We start from the raw sequence: 26,524 nt of genomic DNA on the forward strand, positions 1-26,524 counted from the left end.
GGCCAGAACTACCTGTCCGTGGACCGGGACCTGGTCCTGGCCTACAAGGAATCCGCCCAGGGCCAGCTGATCCACCCCGGCATCAACGAAGCCGGCGCCGTCGCCGCCTTCACCGCCGCCGGCACCGCCTACGCCACCCACGGAGTGCCGCTGATCCCGGTCTACGTGTTCTACTCCATGTTCGGCTTCCAGCGCACCGGCGACGCCTTCTGGGCAGCCGCGGACCAAATGACCCGCGGCTTCATCATCGGCGCCACCGCAGGCCGGACCACCCTCACCGGTGAAGGACTGCAGCACGCCGACGGGCACTCCCCCATCCTCGCCGCCACCAACCCGGCAGTGGTCACCTACGACCCCGCCTACGGCTACGAAATGGGCCACATCGTCCGCGACGGCATCGAGCGCATGTACGGACCTGATTCGACTAACCGGAACCTGATGTACTACATCACCGTCTACAACGAACCCATCTNCCTCGCCGCCACCAACCCGGCAGTGGTCACCTACGACCCCGCCTACGGCTACGAAATGGGCCACATCGTCCGCGACGGCATCGAGCGCATGTACGGACCTGAGGCTGCAAGCGGCGAAGGAACCGGAGCCGCGTCCGATAAAAACCTGATGTACTACATCACCGTCTACAACGAACCCATCACCCAGCCCAACGAGCCAGAGAACCTCGACGTCAACGGTGTGCTGAAAGGCATCTACCGGGTGTCGGCGTCGGGCACTGGGGGTCCGAAGAGCCAGATCCTGGCCTCGGGCGTTTCGGTGCCGTGGGCGCTGGAGGCCCAGCGGATCCTGGCTGAGGACTGGGGCGTCTCTGCCGACGTCTGGTCCGTGACGTCCTGGAACGAGCTCCGCCGCGACGGCCTGGCGGCCGAGGAGGAAGCCTTCCTGAACCCCGGCGAGACGGCCCGGATCCCGTTTGTGGCCCAGCAACTGGCCGATGCGCAGGGCCCTGTCGTGGCGGTCTCGGACTACATGAAGGCCGTCCCGGACCAGATCCGGCAGTTCCTGCCGCATCAGTTCGCCTCGCTCGGCGCGGACGGTTTCGGCTTCTCCGACACCCGCGCCGCGGCCCGCCGCTTCTTCAAGAACGACACCCACTCGATCGTGGTGAAGACGTTGCAGCTGCTCGCGGCAAGGGGCGACGTGGAGGAGGGCGCGCCGTCGTACGCCATGGACCGCTACAAGCTCCTGGATGTCAACGCCGGCACCACCGGCGGAGCGGGCGGCGACGCCTGAGCGGCTCATCCCTACAACAGTTGACGGCAGTCGTCCTCTGGAACAACTGCCGTCAACTGTCGTGTGGCTGGATAGGCTGGGGCGATGGCTGACTTACGGGCACGGAGTACGACGGCGGTGCTGCTCGCCGCCGGGGCGGGCACCCGTTTGGGGCGGGGCCCCAAGGCCCTGCTGCCGTTCCGCGGCCGCACCCTGGTGGAAGTGCTCGCCGGGGTGCTGCTCGACGGCGGCTGCCGCGACGTCGTGGTTGTCCTCGGGGCCGACTCGGCGAACGTCGGCAACACCGCGGACCTGACCCCGTACACCGTCGTCCAGAACCCTGACTGGCAGACCGGGATGGGCGGTTCGTTCCGGTCTGGCGTTGCGGCCGCGCCAGCCGGGGACCATGTGCTGATAGCGCTGGTCGACCAGCCCGGGCTGACCCGGGAAACAGTGGCCCGGCTCCTGTCGTTGCACCGGCCAGGCCGGGTGACGGCCGCCGCCTACCGGGCACCGGACGGCTCCCTCGAACGGGGTCATCCGCTGCTGCTGGACGCCACCTTGCGTGCCGAAGCGACGGAATCAGCAACGGGCGACGCCGGTGCACGCTTCTTCCTCGGGGCCCACCCGGAACTCATCGACCTGGTGGACTGCAGCGACCAGTCCGGCGGCGGGGACCTGGATTCACCGGACCAGCTGGGGCTGCTCGACTAGCAGTTCAGGGCCGCATTCCCGCTGCGAGCAACTCCTCCAGTCCGCGTTTGAAGCCGGACCGGCCGCCATGGGCGGGATGCCTGATCTTCGTCGCGTCCAGTCCGCTCCGCTGCAGTCTGCGGTGCGCCACGTTGCCCACCGCCACCACGGTTTCAATGGGAAACAGCTCCGTCAGCGACTGCCAGAACGGTGTTCCGAGTGCCGCTTCCGCTGCCGTGGGAGTGCGGTTGGACAGCGGACGTCCCGCCACGTGCGTATGCCACGGACAGGCGCTCCACAGCAGCGGCAGGAATTCCAGCTCGGCCAGCACGTCCCACATCACCGTTGCGGTGGGCTCCGCGGCAATCCCCGCAGCATCCGGCGGCAGCACGTAGCCCTTCCCCGGTCCGAACAGCCCGAAGCTGTTGGCCGGCCCCTCAAACATGGTGCGGTTCGTGAAGGGAACTCCGGTGATCCGCATGCCCCTGAACCCGGGGGCCTCCCCCACCAGCAGCACCTTCGGGGCGCGGTCCAGCATTTCCTGGAGGTAGATCTGCAGGTTCCGCCGCCGCTGCGCATTTTCCGGGACGGCGTGATCGAAGAAGTTGTTGCACGCCGGGCCGGTTGCCACGGCCGCGAGCCTGTCAACGAAGGCCGCTATGGACGGCGTGCCCACCTTGGCCCCCTTCCAAGCGCGAACGGGCAGATATGGCCCTCGAAAGCGGCCGGGTTGGGGTCATTATCTGCCCGTTCGCGCCAAGGTGACCCGGCTACCAGCGCGGGTGGATCGCTTCGCGGAAGTAGCGGTCGTAGATTTCATGGACACCTACGTCGAACGTCGCGTCGATGCCGCTGACGCCCGCGGCGGCAGCGTTGGAGCGGGCCTGCTCCACGTTCCGGGCCCCCGGGATGACGGTGCTGACACCGTCCTGCGCCGCGATCCACGCGATGGCCGCCTGCGCGGTGCTGACGCCGTCGGGCACCAGTTCCTCGAACTCGGCCACCGCTTTGAGGCCCTGCCCGAAGTCCACGCCGGAGAAGGTCTCCCCGACGTCGAACGCGGAGCCGGTGCGGTTGTAGTTCCGGTGGTCGTCCGCCGCGAAGGACGTGTCCTCGGTGTACTTGCCGGAGAGCAGGCCCGAGGCGAGCGGGACCCTGGCGATGATGCCCACCCCGGCTGCCTCGGCCGCGGGCAGCACTTCGTCCAGCGGCTTGAGCCGGAAGGCGTTGAGGATGATCTGCACGGTGGCCGTGCCTTCGTGGCGCATGGCTTCGAGGGCTTCGTCGGTCCGCTCCACGCTGACGCCGTAGTTCCGGATGGCACCTTCGGCCACGAGGATGTCCAGTGCGTCGTAGACCTCGGCGTTGCTGTACACGGCAGTGGGCGGGCAGTGCAACTGGACCAGGTCCAGCTGCTCGAGGCCCAGGTTGCGCCGGGACCGGTCCGTCCACTCGCGGAAGTTGGCGAGGTTGTAGTTCTCCGGCTGCTGGTCCATCCGGCGGCCCATCTTGGTGGCCACGGTGATGTCCAGGCCCGGGTTGTCCGCCAGGAACGCGCCGATGGCCTGCTCGCTCCGGCCGTCGCCATAAACGTCCGCGGTGTCGAAGAACGTGACGCCCTCTTCCACGGAGGCGGCCAGGATGGCCTGCGCCTGCGCGGGGTCCACGTTGCCCCAGTCCGCGCCAAGCTGCCACGTGCCCAGCCCAACGATGGAGACGTTCCGTCCGGTCTTGCCCAACAATCGCTTTTCCATCATCCGACTATAGGCCGTTAGCGCTCTCAAGGCGCGTGGCCAGTCCCGCTTCCTTCAGCCCCAGGTAGATCTTGTCCCGTGCGATGGGGAGCTCGGCGAACCTCACCCCCGTGGCATTCCGGATAGCGTTGGCGAGCGCCGGTGCCACCGGGTTGAACGGGCTCTCGCTCATCGATTTCGCCCCGAGCGGGCCCAGTTTGTCGCTGGTCTCGGCGAAATAGACCTCGCTGCGGGGCACGTCCGCGAAGGTGGGGATGTGGTATTGCCGCAGGATGTCCGTGGTGACCTTCCCGCCGTCGTCCACCTTCACTTCCTCGTACAGCGCGGCGCCGAGGGCCTGCGCGATCCCGCCTTCGACCTGCCCGCGGCATTGCCGCGGATTGACCACCACGCCGGCGTCGGCGGCCTGCACGCTCTGCAAAATCTTCAGTTCGCCGGTTCCGGTGTTGACGGCCACCCGGAAGCCCTGGACGTTGAACGCCACCGATCGCGGCGTGCCGCCCCAGTGCCCCTCGGTGGCAAGCTCGACGCCGGCGGCTGCAGCGGCGTCGAAGATTTCCGTCAGCGGCACCCGCGTTCCCTCGCACACCACGGCGTCCTCGTCCAGCACGCAGCCGGAGGACTGCACCTGGCGGATGCCGGCGGCGAACGCCCGGATCCGGATAGCGAGCTCTTCCGCCGCCGCCAGCGTGGCCTTGCCGGCCACCACGGTTCCGGCCGAGCCGAACGCACCGGTATCGTGCTGCACCAGGTCCGTGTCCGACTGCCGTACGGTGATTCGCGCCGCCGTCGTGGACAGGGCGGTGGCCGCGAGCTGGGCGTGGACAGTCGTGGTGCCGTTGCCGAATTCGGCGGTCCCGACGTCGGCGGCGTACGTTCCGTCCGGAAGGAGCCGGAGCCTGGAGTGGGCAAAGTGGCCCCGTGGCGGGACGGTGTCGATCATGGACAGCGCCGTCCCCTCCCCCGTGACCCAGTCCGGGCCCAGGTCATCGAGGCCGGCGGCCCGGTAGCGTTCGAGCCCGCGGGCCAGCGCGTCCTGCACCAGGCTGGTGCACTGGTCCAGCCCGTAGCTGCCGTAGTGCACGTCCTCTTCCGGTTCGGGGTGCGTGGAGAGCATGTCGTCACCTTCGAGGACCATGTTGCGGCGGCGGAACTCCAGCGGATCCATCCCGATCCCGGTGGCGAGCTCGTCGATGCCCGACTCGATGGCGAAGATCATCTGGCTCAGGCCGTAGCCCCGGAACGCGCCGGACGGCACCGTGTTGGTGTACACCGCGTGGGCGTCCACCTTCTTGTTGGCGCACTTGTACACGCCGAGGGATTCGCCGCAGCCGTGGAACATCACGCCCGGGGCATGGTTGCCGTAGGCGCCGGTGTTGGTGAGCACGTCCAGCTGCAGCGCGGTGAGCCGGCCGTCCCTACTGGCCCCGGCCTTGAGGTGGATGGTGAACGGGTGCCGGGTGGTGGCGGCCGTGAACTGCTCGGTCCGGGTGAATTCGAGCTGCACGGGGCGCTTCAGTTTCAGCGCGGCCAGGGCCACGACGTCCTCGGTGAGCACTTCCTGCTTGCCGCCAAAGCCGCCTCCCACGCGGCCGGCCACCACGCGGATCTGTTCCTCGGGCAGGTCAAAGACCCGCGCGAGGGTGCGCCGGACCAGGAACGGGACCTGACTGGAAGTGCGGACCTGGAGCCGGCCGTCGTCGTCGACCGAGGCGATCGCGGCGTGCGTTTCCAGCGCAGTGTGCTGCACGCGGTGGGTCCGGTAGGTCTGTTCATGGATGAAGTCGGCCTCGGCAAACCCGGCGGCTACGCTGCCCAGTTCCGAATGCAGCTCCGCCACAACGTTCTGTTCGGGCCGGCTGATGCGCGCCGTGGCCGCGTCCTTCCCGCCGTGGACCGCCGGGGCCCCGGGGTGCATCGCTTCCTCGGGAGTGAAGACCGCCTCCAGCACCTCGTAATCGACGTTGAGGGCGCGCACGCCGGCTTCCGCCGCCGCCACGGAATCGGCGACGACGGCGGCAACTTTCTGCCCGATGAACCGGACGACGTCGTCCAGGACCCGGGTGTCGTCCGGATCGTCGGTGTACAGCTCATGCTGGGCCGTGGAGAACAGCTGCGCGGGGGCGTCCTCGTGGGTGAAGACGGCCACCACGCCGGGGATCTCCAGTGCGGCGGTTGAGTCGATCGACAGTACCCGGGCGTGGGCGTGCGGTGACCGCAGGAGTTTCAGGTGCAGCAGTCCGGGCAGTCCCTCCGCGGGCACGTCCAGTGTGTAGCGGGCCCTTCCTGTCACGACGGCGAGGCTCGCCGGGGCGGGAACGTCGGCACCAAGCTGGCCCGGCTTGGGCTCGGGCTGCCCTTCGCCGGCGATCCCCGAACCGGGACCCTTGGGGTCCGGGTGTCCTTCACGGCCGCAAACGGCGTCCTCGATTGCCCGGTAGCCGGTGCAGCGGCAGAGGTTTCCCTTGAGGTTCCGGGGCAGGTTTTCCTTTTGCTCCTCGTCGAACGTGGCAGCCGTCATCACCATGCCGGCGGTGCAGAATCCGCACTGGAACCCCTGGCGGTCCAGGAACTGCTGCTGCATCGGGTGGAGGGCGTCGGCGTCGGACGCGGTTCCGTCGCCCGGTCCGCAGGTCCCGGCCAGGCCCTCGATCGTGGTGACGGCGTGCCCTTCAGCCCGAACGGCCGGGTAGATGCAGCTGTGGACGGGCGTGCCGTCCACGTGGACCGTGCAGGCGCCGCAGTCGCCGCCGTCGCATCCCTTCTTGACGCCGAAGTTGCCCTGCTCCCGCAGGAAGGTGCGCAGGCACTGCCCGGGACGCGGCTCGGCCGCAGCCGGGACGCCGTTGATTTCAATGGCGCGGGTGGTCTCGTTGGCCATGCTCAGGCCCCTTCCTGCTGAGGCGAAGCCTGCGGTGAAGACGTTTGCTGTGGTGAAGCTGAGTGCTGTGGAGATTTTCGCTGCGGGGGCCAGAAGTCCCCGGAGACACGGGCCGGCGGAACCCCGGCAGGGGCTGCCAGTTCTGCCCTGATTTCCTCCGCGAGCCGGTAGGTCATGTCCTTACGCCAGGCGGGCAGCCCGTGGATGTCGTCGTGGTAGAGCTCCGCCGGGATGGCGGCGTCGAGCGCTTCGACGAGGGTAGCTGTGGAGACCGTAGAGTCGGACTGCGCGGCGAAGCGCAGCTGCACGGGGCGCTTGGTGGCGGCGGTGACGGTGAGGACCAGGGTGCCGTCGGCGTCGAGCCGTCCGATCAGCAGCACCCCGGACCGTCCCAGGTTGCTCAGCGACAGGCGCCGGAACGCCACCCGGGACGCAAGCGCCGACGCCGGGAGGTGGATGCTGCGCAGGAGTTCGCCGGGTGCCAGGCAGTTCTTGCCGTCCCCCGTGACGAAGCCGGCCACCGGCACCGTGCGGCTGGCACCGCCGGGGCCATGAACAGTGGCTTTCCCGTCGAGGGCGGCACAGAGCGAGATCATGGGACCGGCCGGCAGCGAGGTGCAGAGGTTGCCTCCCACGGTGGACATGTTCCACACCTTGAAGGAGGCCACGAAGGAGTCGCAGCAGGGCCGGATGAGGTCCAGGGCGGGCCAGGCAGCTGCCTTGCCTTGGTTGGCGGAAGCGGGCCCGGCGGCAGGCGCCACGGCATCGGACTCCGGCAGGGCATAAAGCTTGGCCACCGTGCAGGTCGCTGCAAGCTCGATGCCGTTATCCGTCACCGTGACGGCGGGCCAGCCGGCGTCACCGAGGTCCAGCAGCCGCCGAAGCGGCTCCTTGCCGAAAGCGAGGCTCCCGTAGGAGAAGAGGACGGTTCCGCCGGCGAGCCAGGCATCGCCGTCGCGCCATTCTGCCGGGTCCTGGGTGCGGACCACGGCCTCGATGGTGTTCATGTCCATGGGGTCTCCTGGTGTTGCGGGGTGCTGATGTTCTGAGTTGTAACGGTGTGGATGGGGCCGGTGCCGTCCTTCAGCGACGATGCCTGCACGGATGCACCGGCGGTGCGGCTACGGCTGGCCACGAGTTCGGCGGTGATGGACACCGCCACTTCGGCCGGGGTGACTGCACCGAGGTCCAGTCCGATGGGCGAATGCAGCCGGGACAGGTCTTCGGCGGTGACGCCCGCGGCAAGCAGTGAGTCGACGCGCTGCCGGTGGCTGCGGCGCGATCCCATCGCGCCGACATAGGCCAGGTCCAGGCCCAGCGCGGTTTGCAGCAGCGGGATGTCGAATTTGGGATCGTGGGTCAGGACGCACGCCACGGTCCGGGCGTCGATCCGTCCTGCCGCTGCTTCCCCGGCCAGGTAGCGGTGCGGCCAGGCCGTGACCACCTGGTCTGCACCGGCGAAGCGTGACTGGCTTGCGAAGGCCGGCCGGGCATCGCACAGGGTCACGTGATAGCCCAGCAACTGGGCGGCGGGCAGCAGGGCTGCGCTGAAGTCGTTGGCGCCGAAGATCAGGAGCCGGGCGGGCGGCAGCCGGCTCTCGACCAGCAGGTTGATCGGCTCCGGGCCCGGTTCCGGGCCGGTGGCCGAGTTCGTAGCGTGGCTTTGTGGCACAGTTGCGCCGGAAACGCATCCCTCCGGCGGGGCAAGCCGCACCAGGCCGGTCCGGCCGCCGCGGAGCAGCGGTTCCAGCTGCGCAGCGGCAGCGCGCACCAGCCGCCGTCCGGCCGGTGCGCCGATGGATGCCAGTCCCATCAGCGCCGCAAGTTCAGCCGAGGAATCCACCCGGAAGCTTGCCGGATCCGGGATCACGACGGCGCCGCCCCCGTTTGCGTCCACCCTCCGGATCAGCGCGAGAGCGCTGGCGGATCCGGGACCGGCAAGGGCCCGCAGCTTCTCCAGCCGGAGCCCTTGGGGCGCCGACCCCAGCGGCTCGATGTGGATCTCCAGCTCACCGCCGCAGGTGAGCCCGACGGCGAACGCGTCCTCGGCGCTGTAGCCGAAAAACTCACGGCGGGTGCCGCCGTCGTGCATCGCCTGCAAAGCCGCCTCCACCACGGCGCCTTCAACGCAGCCGCCGGACAGGCTCCCCAGCACTTCGCCGGCTTCGGACACGAGCATGGACGTGCCCAGCGGCCTCGGCACGGATCCGCCCGCGCCCACCACGGTGGCCACTGCGCAGCGCTGGCCGGTGACGGCGGGCTGCCACTCCCTGAGTGAGGGCATCAGATCCAACATTGCTGCACTCCCTTTTCCTGTGCGGCGATGGTGTCCATATTCTCGTTCCTATCCTGCGCCGGGGGAAGCACCGGCTGTTGTGGCGCCTGCGTCAGTTTCATTGCAGTTCTTACTGCGATTGAGTTGGCCGCCAGTTGGCGGACCGGCATTTTGGTGGACCGGGGCCGGCCCCATCTGCCTGCCCCGGTCCGGTCTAAGGGTGTTCCTCGTCCGGGTTCCTACGCGCCCAGCAGGGCGTTGATGGGACCGCGGGCGAAGTACACCAGGAAGCCGGCCGTGACCACCCACATCAGCGGGTGCACTTTCCGGATCTTGCCCGAGCAGGCGCTGATGACCGCCCAGGAGATGAAGCCGACGCCGATGCCGTTGGCGATGGAGTAGCTCAGCGGCATGGTGACGATGGTCAGGAACGCCGGCAGCGCCACGGAGAACTTGCTGAACTTGATCTCGCGGATCTGGGCCATCATCATCGCGCCCACCACCACCAGGGCGGCGGCTGCAACTTCCAGCGGCACCACCGAAGTGAGCGGTGTCAGGAACATCGAGCCCAGGAACAGCATGCCCGTGACCACGGAGGCCAGCCCGGTACGGGCCCCTTCCCCGATGCCCGCGGCGGAATCGATGTACACGGTGTTGGACGAACCCGAGGTCGCACCTCCGGCCACGGCTCCCAGGCCTTCAACGATGAAGGCCGACTTCAGCCGCGGGAACGTGCCGTCCTTGTGCGCCACGCCGGCGCTCTTGGCCAGGCCGGTCATGGTGCCCATGGCGTCGAAGAAGTTGGTGAACACCAGCGTGAACACCAGCATGGTTGCGGCGAGTCCGCCAATCCGGCCGAAGGCGCCGAACAGGTCGAACTGGCCCACCAGGGACAGGTCCGGGGCGGACACCAGGTGGCCGGAGAGGACAGGGGTGTTCAGGTGCCAGCCGCCGGGGTTGCTCGCGCTGCCGGGGCCGATCTTCATAACGGCCTCAACCACGGCGGCCAGTGCGGTGGTGGCCACGATTCCGATCAGCAGGCCGCCCTGCACCTTCCGGGCCACGAGGACTCCCATGACCAGGAGGCCCACAATGAACACCAGGGTGGGAACCGAGGTGATGGATCCGTTGTCGCCCAGCTGGACCGGAGGACCGGCCGTGGTGGCCCGGACAAAGCCGGAATCCACGAACCCGATGAAGGCGATGAACAGGCCGATGCCCACCGTGATAGCGGCCTTGAGCTCCTTGGGAACCGCCCGGAAGATGGCGGTCCGGGCGCCGGTGACACCGAAGAGGACGATCAGGATGCCGTTGATGACCACCAGGCCCATGGCCTCGGCCCAGGTGACCTCCTGGATCACGGCCACGGCAAGGAAGGAGTTGATGCCCAGGCCAGCCGCGAGCCCGAAGGGCAGGTTGGCGATCAGCCCGAACAGGATGGTCATGACGCCGGCGGTGAGGCCGGTGACGGCGCCCACCTGCGCTGCGGACAGCCAGCCGCCGGCAACATCGGTGGGGGCATTGTCCGCGCTGAAGCCACCAAGGATCAGCGGGTTCAGGATGACGATGTAGGCCATGGTAAAGAACGTGACCAGGCCGCCGCGCACCTCGCGGGCCACAGTGGAACCGCGCTTGGTGATATCGAAGAAACGGTCCAGGAAAGCGTTCGTCGGCTGCGGGCGCTTGGGGCCTGTTTTTGGCGACTCCGCAGGCTGCTGCTGCCGCCCGCCATGTTGCGGGTGGCCGCCGGAGGTGGTGTCCAGGATTGTCATCTCAGCCACCGGCCCTAGTAGTCAATCCTGGATTCAAGCGTGTTCCAGGTGTTGAACGGTTCGAGGATCGGCGGCGCCTGGGGGTCCTTGAGGTCCAGCCTGGCGACCGGCATGAGCGCATCGCGCTGATCGTTTTCGAAGTACTCGTAGAACACTGCGTCGTCGAAGCCCACGGAGGCGGCATCGTGCCGGTCCGCCGCGAACACCACGCGCTCCACCCGAGCCCACAGGGCTGATGCCAGGCACATGGGGCACGGCTCGCAGCTCGTGTACAGGGTGGCGCCGGTGAGGTCGAAGGTGCCCATTTCGCTGCAGGCGCGGCGGATGGCCGTAACTTCGGCGTGGGCTGTGGGGTCGTTCGTGGCGGTGACGCGATTGACGCCGTCGAACGTTTGTCCGTCTGCCGTGACGATGACGGCACCGAACGGACCGCCGCTGTTGAGGACGTTGGCCGTGGCCAACTCAATGGATCTGGCCAGGAATTCCTGGGCCGTGACGGTGGTGCTCATGATGCGACTCCCTTTGCTTGGAAGCCGGTACGCCGAGGTGGGACGAAAGGGCCAGATGCGACGGTTACCAGGCTTCAGCATGTGCTTTTGAAGGTTAAGTTGCGCCTGGTAGATAGCTTCCCCGGAGTCCGGGGGCCCGCCTTTGGCAAAATCGAGATTAGCACCGGAACGTGAGCTGCGCCATAGGTTTTGGAAAGTTAATTTCGTGATGTGAAATTGTGACGCCGGTCGCGGCACCGCGGGCGGTCACAATCCAGTGCGTTGACGCGGCGCTTCCCGCCGTCCTACGCTGATGCCCAACCGGCGCTCGCCTTCGACTGCGCCGGGAGCCTGGATCAGCAGACAGGCCCTCACTGAGCTGGCATTTCATCCGCACGCTCAGACAGGACTCCCCCTTATGGCTACCCGACCCTCCGCAAACCGGCTCTGGATCCGGAATCCGCTCGCGGCCTTTACGGCCAACACCCTCGACGCCTCCGGCGGCATCGTGGTGAGCGGCGGCGTCATCACGGAAGTGCTCGCCGCCGGCCAGTTGCCGTCAGCGCCCTGCCGGGAAACGTTCGACGCCGGCAGCCACGTCCTGCTTCCCGGCCTGATCAACACCCACCACCACTTTTACCAAACGCTGACGCGCGCCTGGGGTCCGGTGGCCAACGCCCCGCTGTTCCCGTGGCTGCAGAACCTGTACCCGGTCTGGGCGCGGCTCACGCCGCGGAACCTGGAACTGGCCGCTACGGTTGCCCTCGCGGAGCTGCTGCTCTCCGGCTGCACCACTGCTGCCGACCACCACTACCTCTTCCCGGACGGCATGGAGGACGCCATCGACATCGAGGTCCGTGCGGTGCGGGAGCTGGGCATGCGGGCCACGCTCACGCGCGGTTCCATGACGCTCGGGGAGGACGACGGCGGGCTGCCGCCGCAGTCCACCGTCCAGGCGCCGGATGTGATCCTGGCTGACAGCGAACGGCTCATCCGCGAGTACCACGAGCGCGGCGACGGTGCCGTGATCCAGATTGCTTTGGCCCCGTGTTCGCCGTTTTCCGTGACCAAGGAGATCATGGCCGAAAGCGCCTCACTCGCAGAGCGGCACGACGTCCGGCTGCACACGCACCTGGCCGAAACCCTGGACGAGGAGGACTTCTGCCGGGAGATGTTCGGGCTGCGCACGGTGGAATACCTGGAGAGCGTGGGCTGGCTGACGGACCGGACCTGGCTGGGCCACGGCATCCATTTCAGCGACTCGGAAATCGCCGCGCTGGGAGCCGCGGGCACCGCCGTCGCGCATTGCCCCACGTCCAACATGCGGCTGGCTTCAGGCACGGCACGCGTGCTGGAACTTGAGGACGCAGGCGTCCCGGTGGGGCTGGGAGTGGACGGTTCGGCGTCGAACGATGCCTCCAACATGATCCTGGAGGCGCGGCAGGCGCTGTACCTGCAGCGGCTGCGCTACGGTGCGCAGGTCCCGGTGGAGCGCGCGCTGGGTTGGGCAACGCGGGGGTCGGCGGCCGTGCTGGGCCGCGGTGACCTGGGGCAGCTGGCGCCGGGAATGCAGGCGGACCTGGCCCTGTTCAAACTCGACGAGCTGCGGTTCTCCGGCAGCCACGATCCGGTGGCCGCGCTCCTGCTGTGCGCAGCAGACCGGGCCGACCGGGTGATGGTAGGCGGTCAATGGCGGGTGGTCGACGGGCAGATTCCGGGGCTGGATATTGCCGGGCTAATCGCGGAGCACTCGGCCGCGGCCCGGAAGCTGGTGAACGGGTAGCCGGGGCCTATGCCCCGGCATCCGATCGTTGCTAGCGTTGCGGCATGAGCCCGTCGAAGACTCCGGCCGAGATCCTCACCATTGACGGCGCCGAGGTTCGCATCTCGAGCCCGGACAAGGTGGTGTTCCCCGAGCCCGGGCTGACCAAGCTCGACCTGGTGCGCTACTACCTCGCAGTCGCGGATGGTGCGCTGCGAGGCGCCGGGGGCCGGCCGATGGTGCTCAAGCGCTTCCCGAAGGGCATCGACGCCGAACCGTTCTTCCAGAAACGCGTGCCCGAAAACCACCCCGACTTCATCGACACGGCAACACTGCACTACGCCTCCGGGACATCGGCCGAAGAGGCCGTTATCCGGAATGCCGCGGGCCTGGCGTGGGTGGTGAATCTTGGCTGCCTGGACCTCAATCCGCATCCCGTACGCGCCGAGGACCTCGAGCATCCCGACGAGCTCCGGGTGGACCTCGATCCGATGCCGGGGGTCGACTGGTCTCAAATGGTGGACGTCGCCTATGTGGCGCGTGAGGTGCTCGACGACGCGGGGCTGGTCGGGTGGCCGAAGACGAGCGGCTCGCGCGGACTACACATCCTGGTGCGCATCGCGCCGCGGTGGTCGTACCGCGACGTGCGGCTCGCCGCCGAGACGCTCGCCCGCGAGGTGGAGAACCGCGCTCCCGGCCTGGCCACCGCGAGGTGGTGGAAGGAGGAACGCGGCGAGAGTGTGTTCGTCGACTTCAACCAGAATGCCAAGGACCGCACCGTGGCATCCGCGTACTCGGTCCGCCCACTGCCCGACGCCCGGGTTTCGACGCCCCTCACCTGGGACGAGGTCCGCACCACCAGGCCGGAACAGTTCACGGTGCCCACCGTGCTGGAGCGCTTCGCGGACCTCGGCGACCCTCACGCCGGGATCGACGACGCGGCGGGCACGCTCGACGGGCTCCTCGCTCTGGCAGCCGAACTCGGGCCCGCCGAGAAACCGCCTCGCAGCGGCGATGGATCAGGCCGCCGGCAGTCGGCGATGCCGCTGATCGAGGTGGCCCGGACCAGGACCAAGCCCGAGGCGCTTGCCGCGCTCGACGAGTGGAAGTCCCTGCATGCGGACGTCGTCCCGGCCCTGCACCCCGCCGACGTACTGGTCGATGGAATGCGCGGATCAAGCTCGCTCTGGTACAGGGTGCGGGTGAACCTGCAGCACGTTCCGGAGGCGGACCGTCCGCCGCAGGAGGAGCTGATCGCCGACTACGATCCCTGGGCGGGCAGGGAGTGGCCGGGGCGCCCGGAGTCCTGAGGCCCGCGACACGCACAGTGCCCGCGACATGCAAAGTGCCCGGCGACACGCACAAGGCCTGGCGACACCCGGATTCCGGTGTCGCCAAGCCTTGTGCGTGTCATCAGCGAATATGCGTGTCGTCAGGCTCGTTACGGACGTTGGCCGCCGAAACCCGGCAGGCCGTGGACCCAGCGCGAGAACCGGCCCGGGACGTGTTCCCGGTCTGCGGGCAGGTAGAAGTCCGGATCCGTTCCGCCTCCAAGGGGGAGGTAGAACTCCTGGACTGAGGGTGCCGCCGTCTGTGCCGGTGCAACCGGCGTTGTGTCCTGCTGGTACATCTGATCCTCCTCCGAGGTGGTTGATGGTTCGTGCAAAGATTCCGCAAAATGGAAAATAACTTTTGCTATGCGAAATATCCTACGGCGGGCCCCTGGTGTTCGTCAATGGTTCCGGGCGCCCTCCGGTCACAATCGGATTTTTCAAGGAGTGATGTACACCACGGCAAAGCTCGGCTACGCTTTAAGTCAACTCGTGGCGTAGGTCACGTAACCTGGGAGCAGCAGGCAGGGTCGTAATGAGCTGGCGTCATTGGATGCCGGCTCTTTTTTGTTGGGTCGGCTCCATCAGAAACGCGTGCGAAACACGCGCTTAATTTCAATGATGGAACCTAGGTTCCACATCACGGAAGTTGGGAACAGACCATGAGCAGCAAAATCATCCTCGGCCAGAACCAGTACGGCAAGGCCGAAGTCCGGGTTGTAAAAATCACTCGCGACACGGACCGCCACGAGATCGAAGACCTGAACGTCACCTCGCAGCTGCGCGGGGACTTCGCCGCCGCCCACCTCGAAGGCGACAACAGCCACGTCGTTGCCACGGACACGCAGAAGAACACCATCTACGCGTTTGCCCGTGAGGGCGTCGGTTCACCGGAGGCATTCCTCCTGCGGCTGGGCGAGCACTTCACGTCCAGCTTCGACTGGGTCACCGGCGGCCGCTGGGAAGCCGAGTCCTACAGCTGGGACCGGATCCAGGCCCACGGCGCGGAGCACGACCACTCCTTCGTGCGAAAGGGCCAGGAAGTCCGCACTGCGGTTTTGGTCCGCGACGGCGGGGCAGCACACCTCATCTCGGGCCTGAAGGACCTCACCGTCCTCAAGTCCACCCAGTCCGGCTTCGTCGGCTACCCGCGGGACAAGTACACCACCCTGCCGGAAACCACCGACCGCATCCTTGCGACGGATGTTTCCGCCCGCTGGCGCTTCAACGCCAACACTGACTTCAGCTCGCTCGATTTCAACAAGAGCTACGAAGACGTCAAGAGCCTGCTGCTGGAGGGCTTCACCGAGAAGTACTCGCACGCCCTGCAGCAGACCCTGTTCGACATGGGCGCCAAAGTTCTGGAGGCACACGGCGAGATCGACGAAATCAAGTTCTCGATGCCCAACAAGCACCACTTCCTGGTGGACCTCTCGCCATTCGGCCTCGATAACCCCAACGAGGTCTTCTTTGCCGCCGACCGCCCGTACGGCCTGATCGAGGCCACCGTCCAGCGCGAGGACGCCGCCCCGGCGGACATCGCCTGGTCCGGCATCGCCGGCTTCTGCTAAGCCGCACGTAGCAGGCCGCGCCTGCGGTTGAGCCCGTCGAAATCCCTTGGGTATCGACGGGCTCGACCAGCGGCCACCGACCAGCGGCCACGCGTCGATTGAACCCGTCGAAATCCCCACCAATGATTCACAACTGTTAGCCAGACACCGTTAGCCAGACAAAGACGTCTGCCATGAACCAAGAAAGTCTGCCATGAACACCAAGAAGAAATCCGGCGCTGCAAAGGCCGCCACCGGCCGCAAGCAGTCCGACCGCCCCGAAGACCAGCGGCTGCCCCTCGGAAGCACATTCGCCTACGGCTTCCAGCACGTGCTCACCATGTACGGCGGCATCATCGCCCCGCCGCTGATCATCGGCGCAGCCGCCGGCATGTCATCGCAGGACATCGGCCTGCTGATCGCGGCCTGCCTTTTCGTCGGCGGCCTTGCCACGATTCTCCAGACGGTAGGCATCCGGTTCTTTGGATCCCAGCTGCCCCTGGTCCAGGGCGTGTCCTTCGCCGGTGTTTCCACCATGGTGGCGATCGTCCACGGCGGCGGCGGCATCCAGGCGGTCTTTGGCTCGGTCATCGCGGCCTCGCTGATCGGCCTGCTCATCACCCCGTTGTTTTCCAAGATCATCCGCTTCTTCCCGCCGGTGGTGACGGGCACGGTCATCACCACCATCGGCCTGACGCTGATGCCGGTCGCGGCCAACTGGGCCATGGGCGGCAACAGCAAGGCGCCGAACTACGGCAGCATGGCCAACATCGGCCTGGCCGCAGCCACCATGGCGATCGTGCTGCTGCTCAGCAAAGTGGGCAACGCCGCCATCTCCCGGCTTTCCATCCTGCTGGCCATGGTGCTCGGCACGGTGATTGCGTTCGTCTTCGGCATGGCGGATTTCTCCAAGGTGGGCCAGGGCGAAATCGTCGCGTTCCCCACCCCGTTCGCGTTCGGCCCGCCCACCTTCGAAATCGCCGCGATCATCTCCATGCTGATCGTCATCCTGGTGACGCTCACCGAGACCTCCGCGGACATCATCGCAGTCGGCGAGATCGTGGGCACCAAGGTTGACTCCAAGCGCATCGGCGACGGCCTGCGGGCGGACATGCTCTCCAGCGCAATCTCGCCGCTGTTCAACTCGTTCACCCAGAGCGCCTTTGCCCAGAACGTGGGACTGGTTGCCATCACGGGCGTCAAGAGCCGCTTCGTGGTCAGCGCCGGCGGCCTGATCCTGGTGATCCTGGGCCTCCTGCCCGTTCTTGGCCGGGTGGTCGCGGCGGTGCCGACGCCCGTCCTGGGCGGTGCCGGCGTCGTACTCTTTGGGACTGTTGCCGCCAGCGGCATCCGGACACTGGCCAAGGTGGAGTACCGGAACAACATGAACCTGATCATCGTGGCGGCATCCATCGGGTTCGGGATGATCCCGATCGCCGCGCCGGCGTTCTACGACAAGTTCCCGTCCTGGTTCGGCACCATCTTCCACTCGGGCATCAGCTCGGCCGCGGTCATGGCCATCCTGCTGAACCTGCTCTTCAACCACCTCAAGGCCGGCAATTCCGAGAACCAGTCCGTCTTTGTGGCCGGCACCGGCCGCGTGGTCCGCGAAGAAGACCTCAAGTGCCTGGCGGACGGCGACCGTTACGAAGGCGGGAAGCTGATCGACTGCGACGGCAAGGAAGTCCCGGTGGAGTCGGCGTCGAAATCTGACCACTAGCCCACCTGCTGGCACAACAAGCGCGAACGGACAGTTACGGCCCCTTCCCGAAGGGCCGCAGCTGTCCGATCGCGCTTTGCTTGGGCTGTGAGACGGTTGTTTCATGAGGATCGATGAACGAATCGAACGGCAGTATGCAGAGCTGAGCCCCCAGGAGCAGAAGGCGGCGGACACCCTCCTGGACCGCCTCGGGGACCTCGCCGTCTACAACGCCGCGGAACTCGCCAGGCTGAGCGGCGTCTCGAAAGCGACCATGAGCCGGCTGTTCCGCCGCCTCGGCTTCGAGGATTTCAACGAGGTCAAGGAGCACACCCGGTCCATCCGTTCCAGCGGGATGCCGCTGGGTCCGCAGTCGTCCGACGGCGGCCTGGCCGCACACTTCGGGCAGGAACAGGAAAACCTGCGCCGCCTCGCCGAATCGCTCGACGAGGACAAACTGTCGGAGGCCAGCGGCAAGCTCGCCGGCGCCGGAACCGTGCTACTGCTCGGCTTCCGCAACAGCTTTCCCGTGGCGCTGCACTTCCGGCAGCAGCTCCTCCAGTGCCGCCCGGCGGTGGCCGTGGCGCCGCAGCCCGGGCAGAGCATCGGCGAAGAGCTCGCCGGCCTGGGCGCCGGGGACGCGGTGGTCCTGTTTGGCTTCCGACGGCGGCCTGCCGGGTTCCGCAAAGTCCTCCAGGCAGCGTCTGCCACCGGGGCAACCACGGTTCTGATCGGGGACCCGAGCGCACGCCGGCTGGCCGCGGACGCCACGCTGTGGCTCGAGTGCCCGGTGGACGGCGCGCATGCCTTTGACAGCTACGCCGCTGCCATGAGCCTGGTCAGCGTGCTCGCGAACGGCGTCCTCGTAGCCCTGGGACGCCCCGGGCGCGAGCGCGTCCGCGACGTCGCGGGCTTGTTCGACACCCTGGGCGAAATCGAAGCAAAGTAGGTCGCAGCGAAGTAAACAGGAATTGTTGCGCCAGAAACAGCTTTGAAACATTGGTTCCATCTAATTGAAAGCGTGAAACGGCCGGATCGGCGGCTGTCCCAATCTTTCAGAGGAAACCATGACAGACTCCGCGATGGCCGCACCCCGGGTTGAAGCGCCCGCCCGCACCGGCCAGCTCCCCGACTACGATCCCCAGCTCAGCAATGAGGACCTGGTCCCCCTGAAGAACCAGCGCTGGACCAGTTACAACCTGTTCGCCTTCTGGATGTCCGACGTCCACAGCATCGGCGGCTATGTCACCGCCGGCAGCCTCTTCGCCCTGGGCCTGGCCAGCTGGCAGGTCCTCGTGGCACTGCTGGCGGGCATCGTGATCGTCAACATCTTCTGCAACCTCGTCGCCAAGCCCAGCCAGCTGACCGGTGTCCCGTACCCGGTCATCAACCGGGCCGTCTTCGGCGTCAAGGGCGCCAACATCCCGGCCATCATCCGCGGCCTGATCGCGGTTGCCTGGTACGGCGTCCAGACCTTCCTCGCCTCCGAGGCCCTGGTGATCGTCTTCCTCAAGTTCTTCCCCGGCATGGCACCGCTGTACGACGTCGAACACAACGGCTTCCTGGGGCTCTCCACCCTGGGCTGGATCTGCTACGGCATCCTCTGGGTGGCCCAGGCCGCGCTGTTCTGGAACGGCATGGAAAGCATCCGCAAGTTCATCGACTTCGCCGGTCCCGCCGTCTACGTGGTGATGCTGGTCCTGGCCATTTACCTGGTCTCCAAGGCCGGCATCGGCAACATCAGCCTGAACCTGTCCAGCGGTCCGCCCCTGGACTTCGCAGCTTCCATCCCCGTGATGATCTCCGCCATCGCCCTGGTGGTTTCCTACTTCTCCGGTCCGATGCTCAACTTCGGTGACTTCGCCCGCTACGGCAAGAGCTACAAGGCCGTGAAGAAGGGCAACTTCCTAGGGCTGCCGGTCAACTTCCTGTTCTTCTCGCTCCTGACCGTCATCACGGCTTCGGCCACCATCCCGGTGTTCGGCCGCCTCATCACGGACCCGGTCAAGACGGTCCAGGAAATCGACACCGTATTCGCCGTGCTGCTGGGCGGACTAACCTTCGTCATCGCCACCGTGGGCATCAACATCGTAGCCAACTTCATTTCGCCGGCATTCGACTTCTCCAACGTCAGCCCGCAGAAGATCAGCTGGCGGGCAGGCGGCATGATTGCCGCCGTCGGCTCCGTCATCCTGACCCCGTGGAACTGGTACTCCAACAACGACGCCATCCACTACACCCTGGGTGTCCTGGGCGCCTTGATCGGCCCGCTGTTCGGCATCCTGATCGCCGGATACTACGTGGTGAGCCGGCAGAAAGTCTGGGTGGACGACATGTACACGCTGAAGACCACCGGCCGGTACTGGTTTCGCAACGGCTACAACCCGAACGCGGTCAAGGCGGTGGCCATCAGCGGCGCCATCTCCATCGCGTCCGTGGTGATCCCCAAGATCCTGCTCGACACCGGCGCCACCTCGGTGAACGCCACCTGGATCGGCAACTACAGCTGGTTCCTCGGATGCGCTCTCGGCTTCGTCGTCTTCCGGGCGCTGGAGCGCAAGTCCCCGATGATCTCGCTCGAACCCGCCGGGGATGACAGCGGAGCGGTCAGCGACGGCACGCTGGCTTAGCACCCGCCGCCGTCGAAACCCTGGCCCTCCAGTTGTTAAGCGCGAACGGACACTTGCGGCCCCCTTCCATCAGGAAGACGGGCCGCAAGTGCCCGTTCGCGCTCGGAGTAGGGGCTTAAGTGCCCGTTCGCGCTCGGAGGTACGGCGGGAAGTACGACGGCGGGGGTCAGTTTTGGTTGAGCTCGTCCGAGATTGCCTGGGCTGCTTCGCGCAGGAGCGGGACGGCGCGTTCGGCGAAGGACTGGTCCACGCGGGACACCGGCCCGGACACGGAAATGGCCGTGGGCGTCGGCGCGTTCGGGACCGCCATCGCAAAGCAGCGGACGCCGATCTCCTGCTCCTCCTCATCGATGGAGTAGCCGCGTTCACGGATCAGCTTCAGGTCAAGGAGCAGGGAATCGATGTCACCGATGCTCTTGGGAGTGGGCGTGGGCATGCCGCTCCGCTGGACGATCCCGCGCACGGTCTCGTCGTCGAGCTGGGCCAGGATCGCCTTGCCCACGCCGGTGGCGTGGGTGTGGGCGCGGCGGCCCACCTCGGTGAACATGCGCATGGAGTGCAGGGACGGGACCTGGGCCACGTAAATGACCATGTCCGAGTCCAGCACCGCCATGTTGGAGGTCTCCCCCAGCCGGTCCACGAGGGACTTGAGCTGCGGCCGGGCGAGTGCACCAAGCTGCTTGTTGGCGCCTTCTCCGAGCCGGATGAGCCGCGGGCCGAGGGCATAGCGGCGGTTGGGCAGCTGGCGGATGTAGCCCAGCGTGACCAGCGTGCGCAGCAGGCGGTGGATCGTGGGAAGCGGCAGGTCTGTGGAGGACGAGAGCTCGCTGAGCGTGACGTCTCCGCCGGCATCAGTGATCAGTTCCAAAAGTTCGAAGACGCGCTCAACGGACTGCACGCCTCCCGGGGCTTTCTCAGCCATAACCGTGGTCTCCTGCGGTATCGGTTCCGACAACTCTTATCCACATCGTGAAAAAAATTGCTTAGAAGACCCAAGATACAGCACGCGCACGCCTCCGTCGATGCACTTTCAGGGCTTGTGTTTCCACAAAGTAGATAATAATATCCATAATACGAAAACATCTGATTGAGCAGTACGCCCGGAGGCACTCAGCGTCCGGGCCCGACGAGGAGGAACATTCAATGGCGAACCCGAGCCCCGGAAATTCGATCACCCTGCGCGTTGAGGCGCCGTCCAGCTTCACCGCGACCAGCGAACTGGCCGCCGCCGTCGGAGCTGCCGGCGCAGCCATCACCGCCCTGGACGTCACCGAGTCGCACCACGAGACCCTGGTTGTGGACGTCACCTGCAACACCACCGACGACGAACACGCCGCCCGCGTCAAGGACGCCCTGAACGCGCTCGACGGCGTTACGGTCCAGCACGTTTCCGACCGCACCTTCCTGATGCACCTCGGCGGCAAGCTCGAGGTGGTCCCGAAGGTCGCCCTCCGCAACCGCGACGACCTGTCCCGCGCCTACACCCCCGGCGTCGCCCGAGTCTGCCTGGCCATCGCGGAGGACCCCTCAGCGGCACGCAACCTGACCGTTAAGCGCAACACCATCGCCGTCCTGACCGACGGTTCAGCCGTCCTTGGCCTGGGCAACATTGGCCCGGCCGCGGCCCTGCCCGTGATGGAAGGCAAGGCGGCCCTGTTCAAGCAGTTCGCCAACGTTGACGCATGGCCGGTCTGCCTGGACACCCAGGACACCGAGGAAATCATTATGATCGCCAAGGCCATGGCCCCCGTCTACGGCGGTATCAACCTTGAGGACATCGCCGCCCCGCGCTGCTTCGAGATCGAAAACCGGCTCCGCGAGGAACTGGACATCCCGGTCTTCCACGACGACCAGCACGGAACGGCAATCGTCACCCTGGCTGCCCTTGTCAACGCGCTGCGCGTAGTGGGCAAGAAGCTCGCCGACGTCAGGATCGTGGTGTCCGGTGTCGGCGCTGCGGGCTCGGCCATCATCCAGCTCCTCAAGGCTCAGGGCGCGCAGCACATCATCGCCGCCGGCCGCTCAGGCGCCATCCACTCCGGCGCGGAATACAGCGACGAACACCGCAGCTGGATCGCGGCCAACACCAACGAGGAAGGCTTCTCCGGCACCCTGCACGAGGCACTCGTCGGAGCGGACGTCTTCATCGGCGTCAGCGCCCCGCACGTGATCGGCGAGGAGCAGGTGGCCGCCATGGCCAAGGATGCCATCGTATTCGCCATGGCCAACCCCACCCCGGAAATCGACCCGGTGGTAGCGTCGAAGCATGCGGCAGTGGTGGCTACGGGGCGCAGCGACTTCCCCAACCAGATCAACAACGTCCTGGCATTCCCGGGGTTCTTCCGCGGGCTGCTCGATGCCGGCGCCTCGGACATCACGCCGGACATGCTCGTGGCGGCAGCCGAAGCCATCGCCAACCGCGTGGCGGACGACGAACTCAATGCCAGCTACATCATCCCCAGCGTTTTTGACCCGCACGTTGCCGCCGACGTGGCCGCGGCTGTAGCCAACGCAGCGCACGCAGCACGGGCGGCCAATGCAGCAAACGCAGCCAATGCAGCCCTAGAACCCGCCAACGCCTGATTCGCAGCCCAGAAAGGACCCGGACAATGGCTCTCTCAGTCACAGACCCGCAGCCGATTGCACGAGCAGAGGAAATCCTCACCCCGAAGGCCCTGGCCTTCGTCGAGGAGCTCCACAAGCGGTTTGCGGGCACCCGCGCCGAACTCCTCAAAGCCCGCGTGGCCAAGCGCGAGCAGGTGGCCCGGACCGGGAAGCTTGATTTCCTGCCCGAAACCAAGGATGTCCGCGAGGGTGACTGGAAGGTGGCTCCGGCGCCTGCCGCGCTGCAGGACCGCCGCGTGGAAATGACCGGCCCTGCCTCGCCGGCCAAGATGGCCATCAATGCCCTTAACTCCGGTGCCAAGGTGTGGCTGGCTGACCTCGAGGACGCCAGCACACCCACCTGGGCCAACGTCATTGACGCCATCCTGAACCTGCGCGACGCCGCCGCCGGAACCCTGAGCTACACCTCGCCCGAGGGCAAGGAATACCGGCTCCGCACCGATGCCCCGCTCGCCGTCGTGGTGGCCCGCCCCCGCGGCTGGCACATGGATGAGCGCCACCTCCTGCTAGACGGCGAACACACCGTGGGCGCGCTGGTGGACTTCGGCCTGCACTTCTTCCACACCGCCAAGCAGCTCCTCCTCAACGGCCAGGGCCCGTACTACTACCTGCCCAAGATGGAGAGCCACCTGGAGGCGCGCCTCTGGAACGAGGTGTTCGTCTTCGCGCAGGACTTCCTGGGCATCCCGCAGGGCACCATCAAGGCCACCGTGCTGATCGAGACCATCCCTGCAGCGTTCGAGATGGACGAGATCCTGTACGAACTCCGTGACCACGCAGCAGGGCTGAACGCCGGCCGCTGGGACTACCTGTTCAGCATCATCAAGTACTTCCGCGACGCCGGGGCGGAGTTTGTGCTGCCGGACCGCGCCACCGTGGCCATGACGGCACCGTTCATGCGCGCCTACACCGAGCTGCTGGTCAAGACGTGCCACCACCGCGGCGCGTTTGCCATGGGCGGCATGGCGGCCGTCATCCCCAACCGCCGCGAACCCGAGGTCACCGCCCAGGCGTTCGAGAAGGTGCGTGCGGACAAGACGCGCGAGGCCAACGATGGCTTCGACGGCTCATGGGTGGCCCACCCGGACCTGGTCCCGGTGTGCCAGGAAGTGTTCGATTCCGTCCTGGGCGAGCGGCCCAACCAGCTGGACAAGCAGCGCCCGGAGGTCAGCGTCACCGCGGACCAACTCCTGGACATCGCCTCGGCCGACGGCAAGGTCACGGAGGCCGGGCTTCGCCTGAACCTCTACGTGGCGGTCGCGTACACGGCCGTGTGGATCTCGGGCAACGGCGCGGTGGCCATCCACAACCTGATGGAAGACGCCGCCACGGCCGAGATTTCCCGTTCGCAGGTCTGGCAGCAGATCCGCAACAGCGTGGTCCTGGCCGATACCGGCAACACGGTCACGCGTGAACTGGTCAGCACCATCCTGGCCGAGGAGACCGAAAAGCTCCGCGGCGAAGTGGGCGAGGAGTCCTTCGTCAGGTACTACAAGCCGGCCAGCGAACTGATCGGGGACATCTGCCTGTCCGCGGAGTACACCGATTTCCTCACCACCCCGGCCTACGAACTGGTGGGCTGAGGCATGGCGGTACCCTCCGGCTCCCTCAGCGCGGCCGATCTGGCGCAGATCAATGCACAGCTGGCGCCCACCGACCGGCTGTTGGAGCGCAACTACCCGGGCGACGACGGCACACGCCAGCCCGTGCATACCGTGTATGTACCGGCGGACCGTTTCACGCCGTCGTTCGCTGCTGAGTGGGGCGCCGAGGCGCTGGCGGCGGCGGAAGCCCACGGTGGCCTGGCCCGTCTGGGCCACTTGCTGGGCCAGGACACCGAACTCGCCGAGGCCGTGGCGTCACGCGTCCAGGCCAAGCTGGAAAGCGAACCGATTGAAGACCTGCGCCTGGACTTCGAAGACGGTTTCGGTGACAGGGGCGACGACGCCGAGGACGCTGCCGCTGTTGCGTCGGCTTCCGCCGTGGCCGCCGCAGTCGCGGCCGGCTCAGCGCCCCCGTTCATCGGCATCCGCTTCAAGTGCTTCGAAGCGGCCACCCGTGCCCGCGGCCTCCGGACCCTGGACCTGTTCGTCTCCGGACTGGCCGCAGCGGGCGAGCTGCCGCAGGGCCTGATCCTCACCCTTCCCAAAGTCACCACCGTGGCGCAGGTGAAGGCCATGGACTTCGCCGTGTCCCGGCTGGAGGAAGCGCACTCGCTGCCCGCCGGCCGGCTGCGGTTCGAGGTGCAGGTGGAAACGCCGCAGCTCATCCTCGGCCCGGAAGGAACGTCGCCGGTGGCGCAGTTGCCGCACGCGGTCCCGGGACGGATCAGCGGCCTGCACTACGGCACTTACGACTACTCCGCCTCGTTGCAGATCTCGGCGGAATACCAGTCCATGGAGCACCCGGTGGCGGACTTCGCCAAGGAAGTCATGCAGCTGGCGGTGGCCGGAACGGGCATCCGCCTGTCGGACGGCTCCACCAACATCATCCCCGTCGGCGACAACGTGGAAAACGCGTGGCAGCTGCACGGCCGGCTGGTGCGGCGTTCCCTGGAGCGCGGCTACTACCAGGGCTGGGACCTGCACCCGGCCCAGCTGCCGAGCCGGTTCGCGGCCACCTACGCGTTCTACCGCCAGGGCCTGCCCGCCGCGGCGGCCCGGCTGCGCAACTACGTGGACCGCACCGAGGGCGGGGTCATGGACGAACCCGCCACCGCCCGCGCACTGGCCGCGTTCGTGCTGCGCGGCGTCCAGTGCGGAGCCGTCGGCGCCGAAGACGTCCAGGCGCTTGCCGGCGTCGGAATCCCCCAGTTGACCGGCCTTGCGCACCCGCGGCTGGCCCACTCCACTTCGAAGTAAGGATCCTATGATGGGAAAGTATTACTACCCCCAGGGCGGCCTGCCGCCGCAGACCCACCTCACCACGGAACGGGCCATCGTCACGGAGGCCTACACGGTCATCCCCAAGGGCGTCATGACGGACATCGTGACCAGCACCCTGCCGGGTTTCTCCAACACCCGCTCCTGGATTCTGGCCCGCCCGATTGCCGGGTTTGCCACCACGTTCTCGCAGCTCATCGTGGAGATCGGCCCCGGCGGCGGCGCTCCCAAAGCCGAGTTTGAGCCCGGCGTCGAAGGCGTTGTCTTCGTCACCAAGGGCAAGGTCAACCTGACCCTCGACGGCGAACTGCACCAGCTTGAGGAAGGCGGCTATGCCTACCTGGCCGCCGGCTCCACCTGGGGCCTGGAGAACGTCTCGGATGACATTGTCTCCTTCCAATGGATCCGCAAGGCCTACGAGCGGCTTGAGGGTTACGAGGCAAAGTCCTTCGTCACCAGTGATGCCGAGGTGGAACCCACCGCCATGCCGGATACCGACGGCGCCTGGAAGACCACCCGCTTCACGGATTCCAGCGACCTGGCCCACGACATGCAGGTAAACATTGTGACGTTCCAGCCGGGCGGGGTCATCCCGTTCCCGGAGACCCACGTCATGGAGCACGGCCTGTACGTCCTCGAGGGCAAGGCCATGTACCTGCTCAACAACGACTGGGTTGAGGTGGAGGCCGGCGACTTCATGTGGCTGCGCGCCTTCTGCCCGCAGGCCTGCTACGCCGGCGGCCCGGGCGAGTTCCGCTACCTGCTGTACAAGGACATGAACCGCCAGATCCGGCTGACCTAGGCCTGGCCTTCCCACCCCAACTGACTGGCAGTTAACGTCGCCAAAACGCGATTTCGCAACGTTAACTGCGAGTCAGTTGGGGGGTTAACGGGACTTTATCCGGGTTCCGACGGCGGCATCCGTTAGCTATTGACTCACCGGAATGCCCTGAGG

General features: G+C 66.9%; 20 protein-coding genes and 2 pseudogenes. 13 read left to right on the top strand and 9 right to left on the bottom strand.

All coding sequences use genetic code 11. The features are described from left to right. The 3 genes and pseudogenes from ASF98_RS23920 to nboR form a co-directional block, all read left to right on the top strand. Positions 1-472, top strand: a pseudogene (locus ASF98_RS23920) (pyruvate dehydrogenase (acetyl-transferring), homodimeric type); the annotation flags it as partial. A 1-nt stretch (position 473) separates the two neighbouring features. Beyond that, positions 474-1,248 (top strand): annotated as a pseudogene (locus tag ASF98_RS23925) (transketolase-like TK C-terminal-containing protein); the annotation flags it as partial. 84 nt (positions 1,249-1,332) lie between these two features. After that, complete coding sequence (gene nboR, locus ASF98_RS22565; protein WP_055807200.1) at positions 1,333-1,941, top strand: nicotine blue oxidoreductase; 609 nt, start codon at positions 1,333-1,335, stop codon at positions 1,939-1,941. Between the two features lie 4 nt (positions 1,942-1,945). Here the strand turns inward: nboR and ASF98_RS22570 are convergent, their stop codons facing one another. The 7 genes from ASF98_RS22570 to ASF98_RS22600 all read right to left on the bottom strand — a co-directional run bounded on the left by ASF98_RS22570 (position 1,946) and on the right by ASF98_RS22600 (position 11,111). Then, positions 1,946-2,596 carry a uracil-DNA glycosylase gene (locus ASF98_RS22570; RefSeq protein ID WP_055807203.1) on the bottom strand — a complete coding sequence of 217 codons (651 nt, stop codon included), beginning with the start codon at positions 2,594-2,596 and terminating at the stop codon, positions 1,946-1,948. A gap of 94 nt (positions 2,597-2,690) precedes the next feature. Continuing rightward, positions 2,691-3,674: an aldo/keto reductase gene (locus ASF98_RS22575; RefSeq protein ID WP_055807669.1), complete on the bottom strand. Its 984-nt coding sequence runs from the start codon at positions 3,672-3,674 to the stop codon at positions 2,691-2,693. Positions 3,675-3,681: 7 nt separating this feature from the next. Next, positions 3,682-6,555, bottom strand: coding sequence for a molybdopterin-dependent oxidoreductase (locus tag ASF98_RS22580; protein ID WP_055807205.1), 2,874 nt, complete (start codon positions 6,553-6,555; stop codon positions 3,682-3,684). 2 nt (positions 6,556-6,557) lie between these two features. Continuing rightward, entirely contained in the window at positions 6,558-7,568 is a 1,011-nt protein-coding gene (locus ASF98_RS22585) for an FAD binding domain-containing protein (RefSeq protein WP_055807208.1), read from the bottom strand. Next, positions 7,559-8,851 carry an XdhC family protein gene (locus ASF98_RS22590; protein ID WP_055807210.1) on the bottom strand — a complete coding sequence of 431 codons (1,293 nt, stop codon included), beginning with the start codon at positions 8,849-8,851 and terminating at the stop codon, positions 7,559-7,561. Before ASF98_RS22590 ends, ASF98_RS22585 begins: the two co-directional genes overlap by 10 nt. A 218-nt stretch (positions 8,852-9,069) precedes the next feature. Beyond that, positions 9,070-10,602: an NCS2 family permease gene (locus ASF98_RS22595; protein ID WP_055807213.1), complete on the bottom strand. Its 1,533-nt coding sequence runs from the start codon at positions 10,600-10,602 to the stop codon at positions 9,070-9,072. A 14-nt stretch (positions 10,603-10,616) separates the two neighbouring features. Further along, a complete protein-coding gene (locus tag ASF98_RS22600; protein WP_055807217.1) occupies positions 10,617-11,111 on the bottom strand; it encodes a nucleoside deaminase in 495 nt (164 codons plus the stop codon). 397 nt (positions 11,112-11,508) lie between these two features. Between ASF98_RS22600 and ASF98_RS22605 the strand changes: the two genes are divergently transcribed. Beyond that, positions 11,509-12,873, top strand: a complete 1,365-nt coding sequence (locus ASF98_RS22605) for an 8-oxoguanine deaminase (RefSeq protein WP_055807219.1) — start codon at positions 11,509-11,511, stop codon at positions 12,871-12,873. Between the two features lie 44 nt (positions 12,874-12,917). Continuing rightward, on the top strand, positions 12,918-14,162 hold the full coding sequence (gene ligD, locus ASF98_RS22610) for a non-homologous end-joining DNA ligase (RefSeq protein ID WP_055807222.1): 1,245 nt from the start codon (positions 12,918-12,920) through the stop codon (positions 14,160-14,162). A 131-nt stretch (positions 14,163-14,293) separates the two neighbouring features. Here ligD and ASF98_RS22615 read toward each other — a convergent pair whose 3' ends face one another. After that, positions 14,294-14,482 carry a hypothetical protein gene (locus ASF98_RS22615; RefSeq protein ID WP_055807224.1) on the bottom strand — a complete coding sequence of 63 codons (189 nt, stop codon included), beginning with the start codon at positions 14,480-14,482 and terminating at the stop codon, positions 14,294-14,296. A gap of 363 nt (positions 14,483-14,845) precedes the next feature. Here ASF98_RS22615 and pucL point away from each other — a divergent pair, with 363 nt between their 5' ends. From pucL to ASF98_RS22635, 4 genes are all read left to right on the top strand, one after another. Next, a complete protein-coding gene (pucL, locus tag ASF98_RS22620) occupies positions 14,846-15,754 on the top strand; it encodes a factor-independent urate hydroxylase (RefSeq protein WP_055807227.1) in 909 nt (302 codons plus the stop codon). Between the two features lie 193 nt (positions 15,755-15,947). Next, positions 15,948-17,453, top strand: coding sequence for a nucleobase:cation symporter-2 family protein (locus ASF98_RS22625; protein ID WP_055807230.1), 1,506 nt, complete (start codon positions 15,948-15,950; stop codon positions 17,451-17,453). Between the two features lie 103 nt (positions 17,454-17,556). Continuing rightward, a complete protein-coding gene (locus ASF98_RS22630) occupies positions 17,557-18,381 on the top strand; it encodes a MurR/RpiR family transcriptional regulator (protein ID WP_055807233.1) in 825 nt (274 codons plus the stop codon). Positions 18,382-18,499: 118 nt separating this feature from the next. Next, on the top strand, positions 18,500-20,062 hold the full coding sequence (locus ASF98_RS22635; protein ID WP_055807236.1) for an NCS1 family nucleobase:cation symporter-1: 1,563 nt from the start codon (positions 18,500-18,502) through the stop codon (positions 20,060-20,062). A gap of 166 nt (positions 20,063-20,228) precedes the next feature. On the opposite strand, the gene ASF98_RS22640 is transcribed toward ASF98_RS22635, so the two are convergent. Next, complete coding sequence (locus ASF98_RS22640) at positions 20,229-20,984, bottom strand: IclR family transcriptional regulator (protein WP_011693256.1); 756 nt, start codon at positions 20,982-20,984, stop codon at positions 20,229-20,231. Between the two features lie 221 nt (positions 20,985-21,205). Here ASF98_RS22640 and ASF98_RS22645 point away from each other — a divergent pair, with 221 nt between their 5' ends. From ASF98_RS22645 to ASF98_RS22660, 4 genes are read left to right on the top strand one after another with little or no spacing between them, the layout of a single operon-like run. Further along, the gene (locus tag ASF98_RS22645; protein WP_055807239.1) at positions 21,206-22,645 is read left to right on the top strand and encodes an NAD-dependent malic enzyme; all 1,440 of its coding nucleotides are present in this window, start codon (positions 21,206-21,208) and stop codon (positions 22,643-22,645) included. Positions 22,646-22,671: 26 nt separating this feature from the next. Then, a complete protein-coding gene (gene aceB / locus ASF98_RS22650; RefSeq protein WP_055807243.1) occupies positions 22,672-24,270 on the top strand; it encodes a malate synthase A in 1,599 nt (532 codons plus the stop codon). Between the two features lie 3 nt (positions 24,271-24,273). Then, entirely contained in the window at positions 24,274-25,548 is a 1,275-nt protein-coding gene (locus ASF98_RS22655) for a DUF6986 family protein (protein ID WP_055807245.1), read from the top strand. A gap of 10 nt (positions 25,549-25,558) precedes the next feature. Then, entirely contained in the window at positions 25,559-26,371 is an 813-nt protein-coding gene (locus ASF98_RS22660) for a bifunctional allantoicase/(S)-ureidoglycine aminohydrolase (RefSeq protein WP_043431026.1), read from the top strand. Positions 26,372-26,524: the final 153 nt, after the last annotated feature.

Origin of the sequence: Arthrobacter sp. Leaf337, from assembly GCF_001423745.1 — a bacterium.
Taxonomy (GTDB): Bacteria; Actinomycetota; Actinomycetes; order Actinomycetales; family Micrococcaceae; genus Arthrobacter.

Coding starts and splice junctions, on each gene's coding strand:
- nboR (WP_055807200.1), top strand. CDS start 1,333: ATGGCTGACTTACGGGCACGGAGTACGACGGCGGTGCTGCTCGCCGCC.
- pucL (WP_055807227.1), top strand. CDS start 14,846: ATGAGCAGCAAAATCATCCTCGGCCAGAACCAGTACGGCAAGGCCGAA.
- ASF98_RS22655 (WP_055807245.1), top strand. CDS start 24,274: ATGGCGGTACCCTCCGGCTCCCTCAGCGCGGCCGATCTGGCGCAGATC.
- aceB (WP_055807243.1), top strand. CDS start 22,672: ATGGCTCTCTCAGTCACAGACCCGCAGCCGATTGCACGAGCAGAGGAA.
- ASF98_RS22590 (WP_055807210.1), bottom strand. CDS start 8,851: ATGTTGGATCTGATGCCCTCACTCAGGGAGTGGCAGCCCGCCGTCACC.
- ASF98_RS22580 (WP_055807205.1), bottom strand. CDS start 6,555: ATGGCCAACGAGACCACCCGCGCCATTGAAATCAACGGCGTCCCGGCT.
- ASF98_RS22635 (WP_055807236.1), top strand. CDS start 18,500: ATGACAGACTCCGCGATGGCCGCACCCCGGGTTGAAGCGCCCGCCCGC.
- ASF98_RS22605 (WP_055807219.1), top strand. CDS start 11,509: ATGGCTACCCGACCCTCCGCAAACCGGCTCTGGATCCGGAATCCGCTC.
- ASF98_RS22660 (WP_043431026.1), top strand. CDS start 25,559: ATGGGAAAGTATTACTACCCCCAGGGCGGCCTGCCGCCGCAGACCCAC.
- ASF98_RS22615 (WP_055807224.1), bottom strand. CDS start 14,482: ATGTACCAGCAGGACACAACGCCGGTTGCACCGGCACAGACGGCGGCA.
- ASF98_RS22595 (WP_055807213.1), bottom strand. CDS start 10,602: ATGACAATCCTGGACACCACCTCCGGCGGCCACCCGCAACATGGCGGG.
- ASF98_RS22640 (WP_011693256.1), bottom strand. CDS start 20,984: ATGGCTGAGAAAGCCCCGGGAGGCGTGCAGTCCGTTGAGCGCGTCTTC.
- ASF98_RS22600 (WP_055807217.1), bottom strand. CDS start 11,111: ATGAGCACCACCGTCACGGCCCAGGAATTCCTGGCCAGATCCATTGAG.
- ASF98_RS22630 (WP_055807233.1), top strand. CDS start 17,557: ATGAGGATCGATGAACGAATCGAACGGCAGTATGCAGAGCTGAGCCCC.
- ligD (WP_055807222.1), top strand. CDS start 12,918: ATGAGCCCGTCGAAGACTCCGGCCGAGATCCTCACCATTGACGGCGCC.
- ASF98_RS22625 (WP_055807230.1), top strand. CDS start 15,948: ATGAACACCAAGAAGAAATCCGGCGCTGCAAAGGCCGCCACCGGCCGC.
- ASF98_RS22575 (WP_055807669.1), bottom strand. CDS start 3,674: ATGGAAAAGCGATTGTTGGGCAAGACCGGACGGAACGTCTCCATCGTT.
- ASF98_RS22645 (WP_055807239.1), top strand. CDS start 21,206: ATGGCGAACCCGAGCCCCGGAAATTCGATCACCCTGCGCGTTGAGGCG.
- ASF98_RS22585 (WP_055807208.1), bottom strand. CDS start 7,568: ATGGACATGAACACCATCGAGGCCGTGGTCCGCACCCAGGACCCGGCA.